The organism is Hymenobacter sp. H14-R3 (genome assembly GCF_030063445.1).
Taxonomy (GTDB): Bacteria; Bacteroidota; Bacteroidia; order Cytophagales; family Hymenobacteraceae; genus Hymenobacter.
On record NZ_JASITD010000022.1, the window covers coordinates 58,808 to 76,957 of the forward strand.

The following is an 18,150-nucleotide window of genomic DNA, read 5'->3' on the forward strand; positions in this document are numbered from 1 at the left end:
TTTATAAGTAAGGAATAGTAAAGCACTCTCAAAAGAAAGCCAACAGCTAGCAGCTACTAGCCAGTAGCCCGATGGCTAGTCATCACTCAGGCGGTTCCACCAGGTTTTCTTGAGGATGCTAATCACGATAACCAGCACGACGACTACCACGGCCAGCGGCACGTGCTTGCTCAACATCACGTACATGGGCAGGATGGTGAGGCAAAGCTGCGCGATGATGCCCAGCACGATATTGAATGCGTTGCGCTTAAAGTTGCGGTTGGGCTGAAAGGTGGGGTCCTGCGCCTGCACCTCGGCCAGCACCGGGCCCCAGATACCCCAGGGCCGCACCGTGCGGTAGAAATTGTGCAGCACCGCCGGCTCGGTGGGCGGCGACATATAGGTGCCGATGATAGAGCCCGCCAGCGAAATGCCGAATAGCAGCGGAAACCAATAGAGCAGGTTAGGCGCATCAATGAAGAAGCCGAAAAAGGCCGCCGACACGATACCCGCGGTCATGCCCACAAAAAAGCCCGTGGCGTTGAAGCGCCACCAATGCCACTTGAGCACGTTGGAGGCAATGTAGCCCCCATAAAGTGCTGATACGATGAATTGTAGCACCGTATTTACGTCCTTGGCCAGGAAGCCCAGCAGCACGCCCACGGCCACTACCAGCACCCCCACCACGTAGTTCATGGAAATGATGCGGCTGGTGCTGGCCTGTGGGTTCACATACTTCAGGTAGATGTCGTTGACCACGTAGGCCTGCGCCGCGTTTACGGTGCCGCTGAAGGTGCCCATGAAGGCGCCCAGCAGGCCGGTAAGCACCAGCCCGACCAGGCCGGCGGGCAGGAAATTGTTGATGGTAGCGGGCAGAATGCGCTCGAAGTCGATGGTGCCGGTGGCCGTGCGCAAGTCCATCTGGTGGTAGTAGAGCAGGCCCAGCACGGTGAGGCCGATGATGAGTGCGTACCGGATGGGCAGCAGCACAATCGAAACGAAGCCGCTCATCTTGCTGGCCTCCTCGGGCGAGCGGGTACTCAGGATTTTCTGCATGTCGTAGTTCGGCGCGGGGCCGGCCAGCGAGGCGAAGACGCCCTTAAAGGCCATCATCATGAAGAAAATGCCGAACAGCGAGTAGCCATCGCTGGAAATCTTGCTGTTTACCTCCGGGATGAGCTTCGACCAGTCGAGCCCCAGGCGCCAACCAAAGAAGGGGTTGAACCAATCCTGCGGCACCGCCAACTCATTGCCTTGCAGCTTTATATACGCAATGATGGCAATGGCAAAGCAGGCCACCGTCATAATGCAGTACTTGATGATATCACCCAGCACGATGCTGTGCATGCCCCCGATGATGGAGTAGAACATGGCGAAGAGCGTGAAGGTGATGCCGTACACGTGCGCCACGTACTGCGGGGCCACATGGAAAGGAATGTAGCCGCTTATGTTGTTCCAGGGAATGAATATCTCGATAAACTTGCCCAAGCCCACGAACCCGTAGGCCAGAAAGCCCAGGCAGCTCAGCAGCGCGAAAGCGATAACGACCTGGTGCGAGGCCCACACGCCCGGTCCCTTGGTGCCGAAGCGCGTGGCCAGCCACTCGGCCCCGGTGCTGGCCCCCGAGCGCCGCAGCCAGCGCGAGAGGTACATCATCAGAAACACCTGGTTGAACACCGGCCAGAGCCAGGGAATCCAGATGCTTTTCATGCCGTACACGAAGCAGAGGCTCACCATCCACATGGTGCCGCTGATGTCGAACATGTCCGAAGCGTCGCTCAGGCCCAGCTTGTACCAGGGCAGCGTGCGGCCGCCCAGCATGTAGCTGTCCTTGTCCTGGCTCGATTTTTTGCGGTAGTACAGGCCAATGCACACCGTTGCCAGCAGGTAGGTGGCAATGATGAGAAAGTCTATGGGGTGAAGCTTCATGCGGGAGTGGGGCGTGCTGGCAGCGCGGCGCCAGCACGGCTACTTACAAATTCTTAGAATAGATTTTCAGCGGCGCTACCTGCTTTTCCAGCAGCACGCGCTTGTCCTGGGTGAAGGCCTTGAAATCGGCGGCGCTGGTCTGGCCGGGGTAGGGCGCGTAGTAGTGGTCGGGGCGGCCGTTGCGCCACACCAGCACGTAGCTCAGCTTGTAGTCCGCAATGATGGGCAGCAGCGTTTTGGTCCACCAGTCGGCGGTAGGCAGGCGCTCGAAGCCGGTTTCGGTGAGGGCGGGCAGCTTGCGGTGCTCGCGGGCCACCTGCGCCAGAATAGGCAGGTTGGTGGCCATTGTCTTTTTGTAGGCCGAGCCATCGCCCGAGTAGTAGGCATCGAAGCCCAGCACGTCCACGTAGCCATCGCCGGGGTAGCGCGCCAGGTAGTGGGCCGGGGTTTCGACATCGGAGGGCGAGTAGCCGATGAGCAGGTTGTGCAGCTTCTTGGTATTGCGCAGGTAGTTGATAGTGAACTCGTAGAGCTGCTTGTACTCGGCGGCAGTGCAGTTCTTCTCGCCCCACCAGAACCACGAGCCGGTGTGCTCGTGAAAGGGCCGGAAAATAACCGGAATGGCCTCCCCCTTCGCGCCCTTGAGCGTACCCAGGAAGTTGCCCAGCCGGTCGAGGTACGTCACGTACTTGGCGTGGTCGGGGCCGCCGGGCAAAATGTACTGCACGGTGCGGGCAGTATCCCAGGCGCTTTTGCCGTTGTGCGGGTTGTCGAGGTGCCAGCTGATGGTGTTGACGCCGCCCTGCGCGTGCACCTGCTTGATGTACTCGCGGATTTTGGCAAACGGCACCGCGTCGAGGCTGCGGGCGCTGTCGAGCTCCACGTGGCCCAGCTCCCAGCCAAACACGGCGGGGTACGAGCCGGCCACGCTTTTCACGTCGGAGCGGCCGGGCTCCCCTATCCAGCGCTGGCCCTCGGGCGTGAGGCCGTAGGCCAGGTCATCCTGGTGGCCAAACATGACGCCCTTTTCCCGCAGCTTGTAGAGGTTGCTAAGCAGGCGCTTGGTTTCGGGGGTGGCGGCGGGGTCGGCGGGGGCCGCCTGGGCGTGGGCGCGGCCCGCCAGCAGGGCGGCGGCCAGGGCCAGGCCCAGCGTGAAGTAACGCGTATTCATAGCTTACTAAATGGTCTTGAGGTACTTGCCAATCACGGCCCAGGTCGATTTATCGGCATCAAACACCGAGTTCAGGCCTTGCTCCTCGCCGCCGGGGTCGCCCATGTAGGCGTCGCCGGCTTTCCAGAACACCTGGCCCGATATGGGCCGCGCCGTGCCCCCGAAGGCCCAGAAGTTGTAGCCCGCAATAATGGGGTGGTCCTTCATCATGCCAAACATGGCGGCGAAATACTCGTCGCGCAGCGCAGTGCTGGAGGCCGGGGTGAACACCTGCCCGTCGCGCGGCAGGCCAAACTCCTCAATTACCAGCGGCTTACCCAGCTTTTGGGCCACGGCCACATGGTTGTCCACGTAGGTCCTGGCCTTGGCAATCACCACGGGCATGCCCTTGGCCGTGGCCGTATCGCGGAACCAGCCCCAGTTTTTGGGCCAGATGTGGATGGTGAGGTAGTCGATGTTGGGGTCGGCGTGCACGCGCTCAAACACGTCTATCTTTCTATCCGAGGCGGCGTCGCCCTCGCTGCCAGTCGTTACCAAGTGGTTTTTGTCCAGCGACTTAATGAGGGCGGCCGTTTGCTGCATCCAGGTTTCGAAGGCCGGGGTGGCGGCCAGGGTCATGGGCCGGGGCTCGTTCATGATTTCCCAGGCCATAATGGCCGGGTCCTGCAAATAGGGCTTCTTGGTGATGGTGTTGGTGCGGCCTATCACGTAGCGGATATAGGTGGCTACCTGCGCTTTGCAGGGCTCGCAGGTAAAAAACTGCGCCACGTACTCCTGAAACTTATTCCACTCAAAAGTCGGGTCTTTGGGCATCGGGGTAGCGGGGTAGCCGTTCCACTCCAGGTACTGGCTGAGGCCGCCGCTCCACTCCCAGGTGTTGGTAAAGTGCAGCACGGCCTTCATCTGGCGCTTGTCCAGCTCGGCCAGCAGGTAGTCGAGCCCCACGGCAATGCGCTCGTCAAACTTACCCGGCGCAGTTTGCAGGGGCTGCTGCACGCGGTACTTGTAGCCGTTGCTCAGGCCCTCGGCCCCCACCATTACGCGCAGGTTGGTAACGCCCTGCTTTTTCAGAAAATCCAGCTCCTTGGTCAGACGGGCCTTGCCGGCCGGGCCCTGGGTGGCCAGCAGGCCGCCGTACCAGTAGTTGGCCCCGATGAAGCGGTAGGGCTTGCCGTTGAGGGTGAAGCCCGTGCCCTGCCGCCGCACAAAGCCGGCGGGCTGGGCAAAGGCGGCCGTAACGGCCAAGGCCAGCAAAGCTGCCAGCATAACTCGCAGGAGCAGGGCGTTTGGTAAGGTTGTGCGCATGGTAGTTGACTAAGCCTAAAGGCCGCCCCTGGGCTGCTACTGCAACCAGCAAACAGGGACGGCCTTACCAGGAATTAATTTATATGATAACTACTTACCAACCAGCATTTTGCGTTACCGATGGGTTGGCCAGTACTTCGGCCACGGGCAGCGGCACCAGCAGGGTGCGGGGGTCGCGGGCCTTGTTGATGTTCTGGCGCGAAACCCCGATTTTATTCATTACCTGGAGGTACACGCCCCAGCGCTGGAGGTCGAAGCGGCGGTTCGACTCGAAGTGCAGCTCCTGGGCGCGCTCGGCCAGAATGGCGCTGCGCAGCTGCAATTGGCTGAGCTTGGAGGGGTCGAGGAGTGGGTCTTGGGCCACGGTCACGGCCTGGTTGGCGCGGCGGCGCACTTGCAGGTAGTACTTACGGGCGTCGGGGGTGTTGCCGTTCAGCTCGGTTTCGGCCTCGGCGTAGGTCAGCAGCACATCGGCGTAGCGCAGCAGCGGGTAGTTGATGGGCGCCCGGTTGCCATCGTCGTTGAAGGGTGCCACGGGCTTGCCGGGCGAGTAGTACTTGAGAATCTGGGGCTTGTTGCTGTAGCTGGCCAGCGTGGTATCGCCCTTCACCGGCGTAGCGCCCGGCTTGGTATTGATGGACACGATGCGGTACTTGGCCGAGTCGGCGCGCGGGAAGTAGTGGTAGTACTTCAGGTTGGGCTGCGACTTATCGTAGGCCTCAAACCACACGTGCGTCACGCCCTTCTGAATGCGGTCGTCGAACTGGCCAAACTGGAAGTAGAAGTTGGGGTCCATCCAGAGGTAGGCCCGGCCGCCACGGTCGCCCGACGTGAAGTAGTTATTCACTTCGTTCATCTGGTTGTTGTTGCCGGCCAGCGTCTGCTCCATAAAAATGTGCTCTACGGAGTTGTCGTTGGCCTTCACCCACAGGTCCATGTAGTTCGGAAACAGCGCGTACTTGTTGCTGGCGATGAGCTTGGCGGCTTCATCCTTGGCCAGCTGGTAGTACTGCTTGCTGTCGAAGCCTTCGTAGCCGGCCACCACATCCTTGGCGTAGGTAGTGAAGGCATTGTCTTTGCCGCCCTGCACCGTCACCTGCGCGCCCTTCAGCGAGCCCGAGCCGATGGTGGCGTACACCTTGGCCAGCAGGGCCTGTGCGGCCCCTTTGTTCACGTGGCCCAGCGTGCCCGAGCCCGGCTCGCCCTGGTAGGGCATCAGGGTTTCGCCCTGCTGCAGGTCGGCGATAATCTGCTTGTACACGTCGGCCACCGGCGCGCGCGGAATGTTGGTGTCCACGATAGACGCTACCGAGGCAGTGCGCAGCGGCACCGGCCCAAAGAGCCGCACCAGGGTAAAGTAGCTGAATGCCCGCAGAAAATACGCCTCGCCCAGGATGCGGTTCTGGCGCGTTTTGTCCATGTTGATGGCCGGCACGCGCTCCAGCACCGTGTTGGCACGGGCAATTACCGCGTAGGGCCCCTGAAACATAATGGGCGTTTTGTAGTCGCCCAGAAAGTTGCCCGCTCCAATGTTGTTGAGGGCGAAGCCGGCCCCGGAAATATGGTCCTCATCTTCCGACAAAAATTCCCAGTACGGCTTAATAAACCAATCGTAGGAGTTGAAGTCGGAGTAAACGCCCGCGATGGCAGCCTCGGCGTCTTCGGCCGTTTTGTACACGTTTTCGGGCGCGTAGAAGTCGTAGGGCACTTCGTCCAGCGTTGTTTTGCAGCCGGTATTGGCTAGCAGCAGCATGGCCCCGGCTCCCAGCAATATTTTGTTTAAATTTTTCATAACAAGGAAGTTAACTGATTAGAAGCCTACGTTTACGCCAGCCGAGAAATTGCGGGCCGTGGGGTAGTTGCCCAGGTCAACTCCGCGCAGGGCGGGGTTTTGGCCGTAGGCATTCACCTCGGGGTCGAAGCCCTTGTAGTGCGTCCAGGTTACCAGGTTGGTGGCGCTCACGTACACCCGCACGCTACGGATGCCGTAGTCCTTGAAGTCGAAGTTGTAGCCCAGCGTGGCGTTTTTGAGGCGCACGTAGGAGCCGTCCTCCACGAAGCGGTTGCTGAACAGGAAGGGCACCGTATCGTCGCGGATGGCCTTGCGCACCGTGCCGCCGGGGTTAGCGGGCGTCCAGCGGTTGTCGTAGGCATACTGCGTGATGTTGTTGCTGCCCGACGTGCCCAGGTTTTCCGACGTGAGGCGGGTGAGATTGAGGATGCTGTTGCCCACGCTGCCCTGGAAGAACACCGTGAGGTCGAAGTTCTTGTAGTTGAAGGTGTTGGTGACCCCAAACACGTACTTCGGGTTCACGTTGCCAATTACCGTCTGGTCTTTGGAGTCCACTATGCCGTCGTTGTTGAGGTCAGCGTAGCGGATTTCGCCGGGCTGGGCCCCCGATTGCTTTGGGCTGTTCTGTATATCGTCGGCGCTCTGGTAAATGCCGTTCTCTACGTAGCCGTAGATGCGGCCCAGCGACTGGCCACCCTGCAGGATAAAGGGCAGAATTTCGGGGCCCGCCGAAATGCGGGGCGAGAAGGCCTGCACCTTGTTGGCCCCCAGCTCGATAATCTTGTTGCGGTTGAAGGAGATGTTGCCCGAGGGCGTCCACTTGAAGTCGGTGCCGTCGATGGCCCGCACGGTGAGGCCGATTTCGAGGCCCCGGTTTTGCACCTGGCCCGCGTTTATCTGGCCCGTGCCAAAGCCCGAACTCGGAGGCAGCGGCAGCGCTTGCAGTAGGTTTTTGGTTTGCTTATCGTAGATGTCCACCGTGAGGTTGGCGCGGCCCTTGAGCACGCCCACATCAATGCCGATATCGCCCTGGTAGGTTGTTTCCCAGGTCAGGTTGGGGCTGGGCAAGGTGCTCACGTAGAAGCCATTGACCAGCACCCCGTTGAACACGTAGTTATTAGGCGAGAGGCGGGCCAGCGACTGGTAGGGCCCGATGGCCTGGTTGCCCGAGGCCCCGTAGCTCAGGCGCAGCTTGAGGTCGCTGAACACGGTGGAGTTTTTCAGAAACTCCTCCTCAATAACGCGCCAGGCGAAGGCACCGGCCGCAAACGGCGCGTACTTGTGGCTGGGGGCAAACTGGCTGGCCCCGTCCACGCGCCCGGTGAGGGTGAAGAGGTAGCGGCCCAGCAAGTTGTAGTTGATGCGGCCCAGGTACGAGAGCAGCGCCGTCTGGCTGCGGCCTGAGGCCACGAGGCGGTTAGTGGCCGCGGCCAGGTTGTTGTCCTCCAGCACGTCGTTCAAAAAGCCCGTCGCGTTGATGCTGTTATTGTTGTTGGTATCCTTGGTATAGGTAAAGCCCGCTACCACCGTCACGTCGTGCTTATCGCCAAACTTCCGGGTATAGGTAGCCAGGTTTTCGGAGGTAATCGTAAACTGCTTGTACGACGACACCGTGGCCGCGCCCATCAGCGCGCCCCCCTCAAAGGTGCTGCGCGGGTAGTACACGTTGCGGTCGGCGTTGTAGTAGTTGAGGCCCACGCGGGTGCGCAGCTGCAAGCCGGGCAGCACGTTGAAAATCAACGAGCTGGAGGAGAACACCGAGTTTACGAGGTTCTGGTTTTTAACGTCGCGGATGTACGAGTACGGGTTAGTAGTGTTCACCTGGTCGGCGGGCACCAGCACGCGCCCCCCGCCCAGCTTCACCGAGTCGCCGCTCGCCTGCACCGTGGGGGCGTAGCGCAGGGCCGAATAAATCACGCCCGCATCGCCGTTGAAGTTCGACGTGGCCGACTTCACCAGCTTGTTGAGCGAGCGCGTGGCCTGGGTGTTGGTTTCAAAAGTCAGCCACTTGCTGATGTTGCGGGTTAGGTTAATCCGCAGGCCGCCTTGCTCGAAGTTGGAGTTGCTGATAATACCCGACTGCTTCACGTAGTTGGCCGAGATGGCAAAGCTGCCCTTGTCGCCGCCGCCGCCCGAAAAAAGGATGGACGCCTCGTTCACCGGCCCGTTCCGGAAAATCTGGTCCTGCCAGTTGGTGCTGTGGCCAATAAAGTCGTCGGGCACGGGCGAGCGCAGCCCGGTTTGCTGGTTGAGGGCCCCAATGTAGGGGCGCGTAATCACTGCGCCCGAGTCGGGGGCATTATACTTGTTGTAATTGGCGTATTTCTCGTTGAGGTAGTTAGCGTAGGTGGGCGCATCCAGCACCTTTATCTTTTTATTGACGCGGTCGAAGCCCGAGCGAAACGACACGTCCACCCGGTCTTTGCCGCTCTGACCGTGGCGGGTAGTGATGATAACCACCCCGTTGGCCCCGCGCGAGCCGTAGATGGCCGTGGCTGAGGCATCTTTCAGCACCTCAATGCTTTCGATGTCGGTGGGCCGCAAAAAATTGAGGGCGTTGGTGCTCTGCACCGAGTTGTCGCCGCCGTTCACGGCGCCCGAAGGCGTAGAAGACTCGTTGTTGACCTGCAACGGCACCCCGTCGATTACATACAGCGGCTGCGAGTTGGTGCCAAACGAGTTGACGCCCCGAATCTGCATGCTGATGCCCGCGCCCGGCGCACCGTCGTTCTGGGTCACCTGCACGCCCGATACCTTGCCCTGCAAGCCTTTTTCGAGCGTGAGCGGGGTGCCCAGCAGCAGCTCTTCGCGCTTGATAGAGGCCACCGAGCCGGTGAGGTCGCTCTTCTTTACTGAGCCGTAGCCCACTACCACTACGTCGTTGAGGCTCTGCGTATCGGGCGTCAGTTGCACGTCGACCGTTTCGCGGTTGCCAATGGTGATTTCCTGCGGCGAGGCCCCGATGAAGTTGACAATCAGGGCATCGCTGCCCTTGGGCACCGTGATGGTGAAGTGGCCGTTGGCGTCGGCCGTGGTACCAACCTGGGTGTTTTTGACCCGAATACCGGCGCCAATCAGCGGCTCACCCTTGCCATCACGCACGGTGCCCTGCACTACCCGGCCCTGGGCCTGGGCCTGCGCCGACGCTTGTAGCGACGCGCAAAACAAGGCAGGCACGGCTACTACTGTGAGTAACGAAGCTCTCATACAAACTTGATTTAGGTGGGAATAGAATGGAAACAAAGGTCTTCGACTGGCTGCGCGTTTTATAATACTATCCTGACCTTTGCTTGTAGCAGATTACCGTACTATTATCGAGTGATTACCCACTTACTTTGCAACGCGTTAATAACCAGCTGAAAACTCCCTAAAAATTTGTAAAATCCTACTTACAGCCGGTAATAGCATTTTATCTAAAGGCTGTACTTTTATTGCCCCTACCCTACTTAACCTTCCCCACCCATGAAACAGGACATTATGCGCGAAATCACGCCGCTTACCCAAAGCGACTGCTTCACGCTCTTCTCGCGGGTCAAGAAAAAATTCGATTTTCCGCTGCACTACCACGAGGAATATGAGCTGAACCTGATTATCAACGCCGGCGGTGCCAAGCGCATCGTGGGCGACCACATTGAGGTGATTGACGAGGTAGAGCTGGTGCTGGTGGGCCCCAACCTCTACCACGCCTGGTTTACGCATAAGTGTGAAAGTGAGCAGATTACGGAGCTCACCATTCAGTTTCACAAAGACTTGTTTGAGGACCGGCTGCTGCGGCGCAATCAGCTCAGCTTCATCAAAACGATGTTTGATAAGGCGCAGCGCGGCATTCTGTTTTCGCGCGATACCATCGAGCGCCTCCAGCCCCGGCTCCTGCAGCTGGAACAGAAAAACGGCTTCGACTCGGTGCTGGAGCTGTTCTCCATCCTGCACGACCTGTCCACATCACGCAACATGCGCACGCTATCCGACGCAGGCTCTGATAATGAGCAGTTTAACTACAACAGCCGGCGCATCGAGAAGGTATTCGAGTACATGAACGCCAACTACAGCCGGCCCATCACGCTCACCGAAGTAGCCAAAGTGGCCAACATGCCGGAGGCCTCCTTTAGCCGCTTCATCAAGAAGCGCATCGGTAGCACGTTTATCGACAGCATCAACGAAATCAGGCTGGGCCACGCCACCCGCATGCTGATTGACACCACCCACAACGTGGCCGAAGTGGCCTACAAGTGTGGTTTCAACAACATCTCCAACTTCAACCGCACCTTCAAAAAGCGCAAGGGCTGCACGCCCAAGGAGTTTCGGGGCAATTTTTCGGGTAACCGAATATTTATTTAATTGGCAGTTACTTAGTAAAAGCGGTGCCTTGTCCGGCTAGGCAGGGCATTTTGCCTGCGGCGGACTGGTTGGTCGGGGGGCCTTCGGGCGGGGGCGAGACACTGCGCTGTTTCCACCGTTTTTCTCAAAAACTTACCGGATTCCTGCCGTGGTTGGCGAGCGCGGCAGCTTCGGCGGCCAACCACAGCGCGGCAACTCGGCGCAGTGTTACTAAATTGTTAGCCAATGAGTTCCAGGGTAAACCGTGGAGCTGGGCCGAGGTACTAGGTAGTAGTGCGCTGGGTAGTGGACCCAACCGCGGGAAGTTCAGGCAATAACTTTGCGCCCTTTATCGGTTATACTCTCCTAATGCAGATGAAGTATTCCTGATGTTCATCCGTCTGCCCGTCTCCCAAAACACCTCTACCGGCCGCGTTTTGCTACTGCGGCCCCGCATACTCATTTCCCAATGAAAGAACAGAAAGGGCCACTTGCGCCAGCCGAAGGCAAACTAGGTATCCTCCTCCCCGGCATGGGTGCCGTGGCTACCACCCTCATTGCCGGCGTGCTGGCCGTGCGCAAGGGCGACTCGCAGCCCATTGGCTCGCTCACCCAAATGGGGAAGATTCGCACGGCGAGCGGCAACCCCAAAATCAAAGACTTCGTGCCCCTCACCGACCTCCACGACATTGAGTTTGGCGGCTGGGATGTGTACGAGGACAACGTATACGAAGCGGCCCTCAACGCCGGCGTGCTCGACTACAAAACCCTGAAGGGCGTGCGCACCGAGATGGAGGCCATCAAGCCCATGAAGGCGGCCTTCGACCGGCATTACGTGAAAAACCTCGATGGCACGCACATCAAGGAATATACGACCAAGCTCGACCTGGCCGAGCAAGTAATTGCTGATATCCGGGCCTTTAAGGCTGAGCGCGGCTGTAGTCGCTTGGTGATGGTGTGGTGCGGCTCGACGGAAATCTACCACCAGCCCAGCGACACGCACCGCACGCTGGCGGCCTTTGAGGAAGGCTTGCGCACCAGCGCCTCCAACATTGCGCCCAGCATGATTTACGCCTACGCCGCCCTCAAGGAAGGCGTGCCGTTTGTGAATGGCGCCCCCAACCTGACCGTGGACGTGCCCGCCCTGCTGGAGCTGGCCGCCACCACCGGCACCCCGGTAGCGGGCAAAGACTTCAAAACGGGCCAGACCCTGATGAAAACCATCGTGGCCCCCGGCCTGAGCGCCCGCTCGCTGGGCGTGAAGGGCTGGTTTTCGACCAACATCCTGGGCAACCGCGACGGCCTCGTGCTCGACGACCCCGACAACTTCCGCACCAAGGAAGTGTCGAAGCTGAGCGTGCTCGACAGCGTGTTTCACCCCGAGGAAAACCCGGAGCTGTACGGCGATATGTACCACAAGGTGCGCATCAACTACTACCCGCCCGCCGGCGACAACAAGGAGAGTTGGGACAACATCGACATTTTTGGCTGGATGGGCTACCCCATGCAGATTAAAATCAACTTCCTCTGCCGCGACTCCATCCTGGCAGCGCCACTGGTGCTCGACCTGGCCCTGTTTATGGACCTGGCCAAGCGCGCCAACCTCATCGGCATTCAGGAGTGGCTGTCGTTCTACCTCAAGGCGCCACAAACCGAAGCCGGCATGCGCCCCGAGCACGACATTTTCAAGCAACTCGTGACCCTGCACAACACCCTGCGCGGGCTGATGGGCGAAGATGCCGTAGAAGCCGCCGCCGAAGAGGAATATCAGGACGGCCCCGCCGCCATCTAACTAGCTTACGCACAAGTGTATAAGCAAATAGCCTCCGTCCTGGGCATCGGGTATGTCAAGGGCGGGGGCACCGTGGCGGCCGTGGTTACCTGCCTGGCCCTGTACCTGGCACGCGCCAGCCAGCCCACCGTGCTGCCCTGGCCCGCCAGCCTGCTCACGGTGGGCGTGCTGGCCCTGGGCACCCTGGCCGCCCAGCGCATGGAGCCCCACTGGGGCAAAGACAGTTCGCGCGTGGTGATCGACGAGGTGGCCGGCATGTGGGTAACCATGCTACTGGTGCCCGTTACGGGTCCGCGCCTGCTGGTGGGCCTGGTGCTGTTTCGGTTTTTTGATATCGCTAAACCGCTGTTTATCCGGAATATGGAGCAGATGCCGGGCGGCGTGGGCGTGATGATGGACGACGTGCTGGCCGGCGTGTACGCCAACCTGCTTCTGCAAGCCGGCGTGCGGTTGGGCTACTTCTAGGGCCGTGCGGTTGCGGCGGTTTTTGAAGGCGCAGGCCGCTTCGGCAGCGGGCACGGGCGTCGATTTTCTGGTCACCATTGCCTGCGTTGAAGTACTGCACAGCTGGTACCTGCTGGGCACGGTGCTGGGCAATGCGGCCGGGGGCCTGGTCAATTTTTACCTGGGCCGTTATTATGTGTTTCAGGCCCGGCAGCAGCAGGCAGAAGCGCAGGGAGTTAGGTATTTTTTTGTGTGGGTGGGCAGCATGCTGCTGAACGCAGCCGGGGTTTATCTGTTTACCCAACTGCTGCACCTTAATTATGTGTATAGCAAGGTGATAGTGTCGCTCGTGGTCGGGGTGGGCTTCAACTACTTTTTGCAGCTGTATTTTGTATTTAAAAAATCATGAGGCGTTGGGATAACCGGCATTTGGCGGCCGCGGGGCTACGCTGGCTGCTGTTGCTGCTACTGGCCGTGCCCGCCGTGGGCCTGGCCCAGAACACCACCATTCGGGGGGTGGTTACCGATGCCAAAACGCGCGAGAAACTGCCCTTCGTGAGCGTGTCGGTGCCCCAGTCTACCATCGGCACCAATACCGATGACCAGGGCCAGTTTACGCTGCAAGTACCAGCGCAGTACACGACCATCGTATTTACGTACCTGGGCTACAGCCCCGTAACCAAGACGATTACGCCCGGCCAGGCCCTCACGCTCAACGTGCAGCTGGCCACCAGCGCGGCTCTGCTCAACGAGGTGGTGGTGCGGGGCTCGAAGCCGCCGCGCTACAAAAACAAGGACAACCCGGCCGTGACGCTCATTCGCCACGTGATTGAGAACAAGGCGCAGAACCGGCCCGAAAGCTACCCCTACGTGGAGTACGATAAGTATGAGAAGATGAGCTTCTCATTCAGCAACTTATCCGATAAGTTTAAGAACCGCAAGATTTTCCGCAACTACCAGTTCCTGTTCAAAACGCAGGACTCGACGGCGGCGGGCGGGGTCAACATCCTGCCTATCTACCTGGAGGAGAAGCTGTTTCACGAGTACTACCGCAAGGACCCCGCCAAGCGCCAGACCGTGGTGCTGGGCAATAAGCAGGTGGAGTTTGACAAGCATTTTATTGATAATGAGGGCCTGAGCACCTACTTCAATCGAATGTACCAGGACATTGACATTTACGCCAATAATATCTCGCTGCTTGGTAACCAGCTGCTTAGCCCCATTGCCAACAGCGCGCCCAGCTTCTACCAGTACTACATTTCGGACACGCTCAAGCAGCACGTGCCGCAGCTGATTGAGCTGAGCTTTTTTCCGCGCAACAAGGGCGACATGCTGTTTGCGGGCAAGCTCTACGTTACGCTCGACGGCAACTACGCCGTGCAGCAGGCCAACCTGTCGGTGGATAAGCGCATCAACCTCAACTTCGTGAAGAGCCTGAACGCCAGCCTGGAGTTTGCCGAAAACCCCGACAAGCGCTACCACTTGAGCAAGAGCTTTTTGGGCATCGACTTCGGCATTACGGAGAAGGGCTCGGGCTTTTACGGCGAGCGCACGGTGTCGTTCAGCAAGTACCTGCTCAACAAGGCGCAGCCCGATAGCCTCTACAACGCCCCGCTACGCGTAGCCACCGACAGCAGCGCCAGCCGCGGCGCCGCCTTTTTGCAGCAAAACCGGCCCGACAGCCTGAGCCTGGTAGAAAAGGCGATTTACCGCAACGTCGATACCTTGCAGACTATCAAGTCGTTCCAGCGTTCGCTCACGCTGTTTACGTTCCTGTTTTCGGGCTACAAGTCGTTCGGGCCGTTTGAGGTGGGGCCGTCGAATACGTTTTACAGCTTCAACCCCGTGGAGGGCTTCCGGCTGCGGGTGGGCGGGCGCACCACGCCGGATTTCAGCAAGCGCATTTTCTTCGAAACGTACACCGCCTACGGCTTCAAGGATGAGAAGTGGAAGTACTTCCTGAGCTCCACGTACTCATTCAATAATACGTCCATCTACAAGTTTCCGCAGCGGCTGCTGCGGGCCAGCTTCCAGCGCGATACCCGCATTCCGGGGCAGGACTTGCAGTTTGTGCAGGAGGATAACTTTCTGCTGTCCTTCAAGCGCGGCGTCAACGACAAGTACCTCTACAACGACGTGTACCGGCTCGACTACGTTTACGAGTTCAGCAACCACTTTTCCTACACCTTGGGCTTCAAGAAGTTGCAGCAGTCGCCGGCCGGCGGCCTGTACTTCCGCAATGTGGTGAACGACCAGCCTAACAACGTTACTAGCCTCACCACCAGTGAATTGATACTGGGACTGCGCTGGGCGCCCAACGAGGCTTTTTACCAGGGCAAGCTCTACCGCGTGCCCATTATCAACGCTTACCCCATTTTCTCGGCGCAGCTCGCACGCGGTATCAAGGGCTTTTTCAACGGCGAATACAACTACACCAACGTGGCAGCCAACGCCACCAAGCGGTTTTATTTATCGCAGTTGGGCCACGCCGACGTGACGCTGGAGGGCGGCTACGTGCTGGGCCAAGTGCCGTTTCCGCTGCTCGACGTGCACCGCGCCAACCAGTCGTACTCGTACCAGCTGAACTCGTACAACCTGATGAACTTTCTGGAGTTTTCGAGCGACCACTACGCCAGCCTGTTCATCGACCAGAATTTTAATGGGTTCTTCTTCAATAAATTACCCTTGATAAAACACCTCAAGCTGCGCGAAACCGCTTCGCTGAAATTGCTCTACGGCGGCGTGCGCGACGAGAACAACCCGGCCAACCACCCCGAACTGTACCAGTTTCTGCGCGATGCGCAGGGCCAGCCCATCTCGTTTATTCTGGGCACGCAGCCCTACGCCGAGGCCAGCGTGGGCGTGGCCAATATTTTCAAACTCTTTCGGCTCGATATCGTCAAACGCCTCACCTACCTGGATAATCCCAACGTAGCGCAATGGGGCCTGCGCGGCCGCTTCAAAGTAGATTTTTAATTTTTCAGCGCCATGAGTTTCGACGCCATTCGCACCGCCCTGCAAACCGGCATCTACGCGGTTATCAACCCCTTTGTGCGGCTGCTGGTGCGGCTGGGCTTCACGCCCAACGCCGTGACGCTCACCGGTTTCGTGCTAAATGTGGGCGTGGCCGTGCTCTTCATTGTGGGCGGTGAGGAGGGCAACCGCGGCGACCTGCGCTACGTGGGCTGGGGCGGGGCGCTCATCCTGTTTGCCGGCCTCTTCGACATGCTCGATGGCCAGGTGGCCCGGCTGGGCAACATGAAGAGCGAGTACGGCGCGTTTTTCGACTCGGTGCTAGACCGTTACAGCGAGCTGTTCACGTTTTTGGGCATCTGCTACTACCTGGTGGCGCACCACTACCTGCTGGGCTCGCTGGGCGCGTTCATCGCCCTCATCGGCTCGATGATGGTGAGCTACACCCGCGCCCGCGCCGAGGGCCTGGGCGTAGAGTGCAAAGGCGGCCTGATGCAGCGCCCCGAGCGCGTAGTACTACTGGGCCTGAGCGCGTTACTCTGCGGCATTAGCTCCATTTGGCTGGGCGGCGACTATAAGCTATTCGTGCCGGGCGTGCCATTTCACGTGTTCGAAACGATGTCGATTCTCACCTTTCCCATCGCTATTCTGGCCGTGCTGGCCAACATCACGGCCGTGTCGCGCATCCTGCAAGCGAAGAAAGGCCTGAACCAAAAGGAGGCGCTGGCAGCTAGTGCGGCTGCCGCATCGAGTGCTACCCGGCCGGCTACCGCTACCGCCGCCATAGTGGCTATCGGCCTGCTGTTTAGTAACTTAACCCTGGGCGCGGCCACGCCGCAGCAGACGCTCACGTTCCCGGTGCCCAAGGGCGTAGCCAATCAGCTGTTCTACTTGCAGCGCGACCCCAATACCAATACCGTTATCTACCAGCTCAACATCGACAAAACGGGCCAATTAGATGATGATGAGCCAATTAAGGTATTTTGGATACGCTACGATGAAAACAGCGAGCGCAAAGACCTCAACTTCATCCAGCGCAAATTTGCCTACGGCCTCACTGCCAAGAAGATAGCTGCTAATAGGTACGAGCTGAAATTCGCCGCCTATAACAAAGTACCCTTCACGCTCATGAAATCGAGCGTGGACAATGCCTTCCACGTGTACACGCTGGTGGCCAACAAGCAGATTCAGCTGGAGCGCGTGTACCTGCGCATCGAGGGCGGCACGTTCTGGGTGCCCAACGTCAAATACATTGAGTTTAAAGGCCTTGACACGGCCACCCGCTCGCCCATCGTTTCGCGTGTGGGCGTGTAGTGTCCCCGGCGGCGGCCGCGGCGGCCGGTTGCCCCTACCCTTTTCTTATGCTTCCTTCTTCCTTGGGCGCGGGGCGGCTGGCCCGGCCCGGCATCTGGCTGGTGCCGGCGCTTTCGCTGGCCTACCTGGCGTTTTCGTACCTGCTCATCGGCTTCCGGCCCGAGCAGCTGGTGCTGGTGGGCATCTGCAACGCCTGCTACTTCCTATCCAACACCACGCGCCGGCTCATCACCGGCTTCTCCATCTTCGTGGTGTTCTGGATTTTGTACGACTACATGCGGGCCTTCCCCAACTACGCCTACCGGGCCGTGGACGTGGCCCAGCTTTACCTGACGGAGAAGCGTATATTCGGCATCACCTACCAGGGTAAAATCCTGACGCCCAATGAGTTTTGGCTGCTCAACCACCAGCCCTTCTTGGACGTGCTGTGCGGCATTTTTTACCTTTGCTGGGTACCCATCCCGCTGGCGTTTGCGGGCTACCTGTTCTTCACCAAGCGCCAGCTATTCTTCGAGTTTTCCCTCACGTTTTTGCTGGTCAACCTGCTGGGTTTCACGCTCTACTACGTGCACCCGGCCGCGCCGCCGTGGTACGTGCAGCAGCACGGCCTCACGTTTCACCCGCTGGCCATGGGCAGTACGGCGGGCCTGGCTCGCTTCGACAGCTTTTTTGGGGCGCACATCTTCCAAGGCATCTACGCCAAAAACGCCAACGTCTTCGCGGCCATGCCCTCGCTGCACTCGGCTTACCCGGCCATTGTGCTATTTTTTGCAGTGAAGAACAAATCCGGTTTCTTCAACCTGGTTTTCTTCACCATTATGGTAGGTATTTGGTTTGCAGCTATTTACACCAGCCACCATTATACGTTGGACGTACTGGCCGGCATCACCACGGCCCTCACGGGAATTACCATTCTGCAAGTTCTGGTAGCTAAAAGCCCGGCCTTCAACCGGTTGCTTGCGGCCTTCATGCAGGCTACGGCCCCGCCGCCACCCGCCGGCGAGGCCACTTAGTGCCTATCCGAATAGGGAAACAGCGTCACCCAAAAAGACAATTGTACCACGTAATTCGGGCGCAGGCAAAATGGAGCATGGCCAGGTAGTTTTCCGGCTTTTTGGCCCAGCGGATGAGCAG

General features: G+C 59.2%; 12 protein-coding genes and 1 pseudogene. 7 read left to right on the forward strand and 6 right to left on the reverse strand.

Going from position 1 to position 18,150, the window contains the following annotated elements; translation table 11 throughout:
• Positions 1–75: 75 nt before the first annotated feature.
• From QMK33_RS17890 to QMK33_RS17910, 5 genes are all read right to left on the reverse strand, one after another.
• Positions 76–1,908 carry a sodium:solute symporter family protein gene (locus QMK33_RS17890; RefSeq protein ID WP_283565986.1) on the reverse strand — a complete coding sequence of 611 codons (1,833 nt, stop codon included), beginning with the start codon at positions 1,906–1,908 and terminating at the stop codon, positions 76–78.
• A 43-nt stretch (positions 1,909–1,951) separates the two neighbouring features.
• Positions 1,952–3,079: a glycoside hydrolase family 26 protein gene (locus QMK33_RS17895; RefSeq protein ID WP_283565987.1), complete on the reverse strand. Its 1,128-nt coding sequence runs from the start codon at positions 3,077–3,079 to the stop codon at positions 1,952–1,954.
• Positions 3,080–3,085: 6 nt separating this feature from the next.
• Positions 3,086–4,384, reverse strand: a complete 1,299-nt coding sequence (locus QMK33_RS17900; RefSeq protein WP_283565988.1) for a glycoside hydrolase 5 family protein — start codon at positions 4,382–4,384, stop codon at positions 3,086–3,088.
• A gap of 94 nt (positions 4,385–4,478) precedes the next feature.
• On the reverse strand, positions 4,479–6,176 hold the full coding sequence (locus QMK33_RS17905) for a RagB/SusD family nutrient uptake outer membrane protein (RefSeq protein WP_283565989.1): 1,698 nt from the start codon (positions 6,174–6,176) through the stop codon (positions 4,479–4,481).
• An 18-nt stretch (positions 6,177–6,194) separates the two neighbouring features.
• Positions 6,195–9,383, reverse strand: a complete 3,189-nt coding sequence (locus tag QMK33_RS17910; RefSeq protein ID WP_283565990.1) for a SusC/RagA family TonB-linked outer membrane protein — start codon at positions 9,381–9,383, stop codon at positions 6,195–6,197.
• 255 nt (positions 9,384–9,638) lie between these two features.
• On the opposite strand from QMK33_RS17910, the gene QMK33_RS17915 reads away from it, so the two are divergent.
• The 7 genes from QMK33_RS17915 to QMK33_RS17945 all read left to right on the forward strand — a co-directional run bounded on the left by QMK33_RS17915 (position 9,639) and on the right by QMK33_RS17945 (position 18,029).
• Positions 9,639–10,514 (forward strand): helix-turn-helix domain-containing protein, encoded by an 876-nt coding sequence (locus QMK33_RS17915; RefSeq protein WP_283565991.1) that lies wholly within the window; start codon positions 9,639–9,641, stop codon positions 10,512–10,514.
• 448 nt (positions 10,515–10,962) lie between these two features.
• The gene (locus QMK33_RS17920; RefSeq protein WP_283565992.1) at positions 10,963–12,285 is read left to right on the forward strand and encodes an inositol-3-phosphate synthase; all 1,323 of its coding nucleotides are present in this window, start codon (positions 10,963–10,965) and stop codon (positions 12,283–12,285) included.
• A gap of 15 nt (positions 12,286–12,300) precedes the next feature.
• A complete protein-coding gene (locus QMK33_RS17925) occupies positions 12,301–12,750 on the forward strand; it encodes a phosphatidylglycerophosphatase A family protein (RefSeq protein ID WP_283565993.1) in 450 nt (149 codons plus the stop codon).
• Positions 12,751–12,772: 22 nt separating this feature from the next.
• On the forward strand, positions 12,773–13,138 hold the full coding sequence (locus QMK33_RS17930) for a GtrA family protein (RefSeq protein ID WP_283565994.1): 366 nt from the start codon (positions 12,773–12,775) through the stop codon (positions 13,136–13,138).
• Positions 13,135–15,705: a DUF5686 and carboxypeptidase-like regulatory domain-containing protein gene (locus QMK33_RS17935; protein ID WP_283565995.1), complete on the forward strand. Its 2,571-nt coding sequence runs from the start codon at positions 13,135–13,137 to the stop codon at positions 15,703–15,705. The genes QMK33_RS17930 and QMK33_RS17935 overlap by 4 nt, the downstream gene beginning before the upstream one ends.
• A 12-nt stretch (positions 15,706–15,717) precedes the next feature.
• Positions 15,718–17,016: a DUF4833 domain-containing protein gene (locus QMK33_RS17940; RefSeq protein ID WP_283565996.1), complete on the forward strand. Its 1,299-nt coding sequence runs from the start codon at positions 15,718–15,720 to the stop codon at positions 17,014–17,016.
• Between the two features lie 47 nt (positions 17,017–17,063).
• Positions 17,064–18,029, forward strand: coding sequence for a phosphatase PAP2 family protein (locus QMK33_RS17945; RefSeq protein ID WP_283565997.1), 966 nt, complete (start codon positions 17,064–17,066; stop codon positions 18,027–18,029).
• A 25-nt stretch (positions 18,030–18,054) separates the two neighbouring features.
• On the opposite strand, the pseudogene QMK33_RS17950 reads toward QMK33_RS17945, so the two are convergent.
• A pseudogene (locus QMK33_RS17950) lies at positions 18,055–18,150 on the reverse strand (IS5/IS1182 family transposase); the annotation flags it as partial.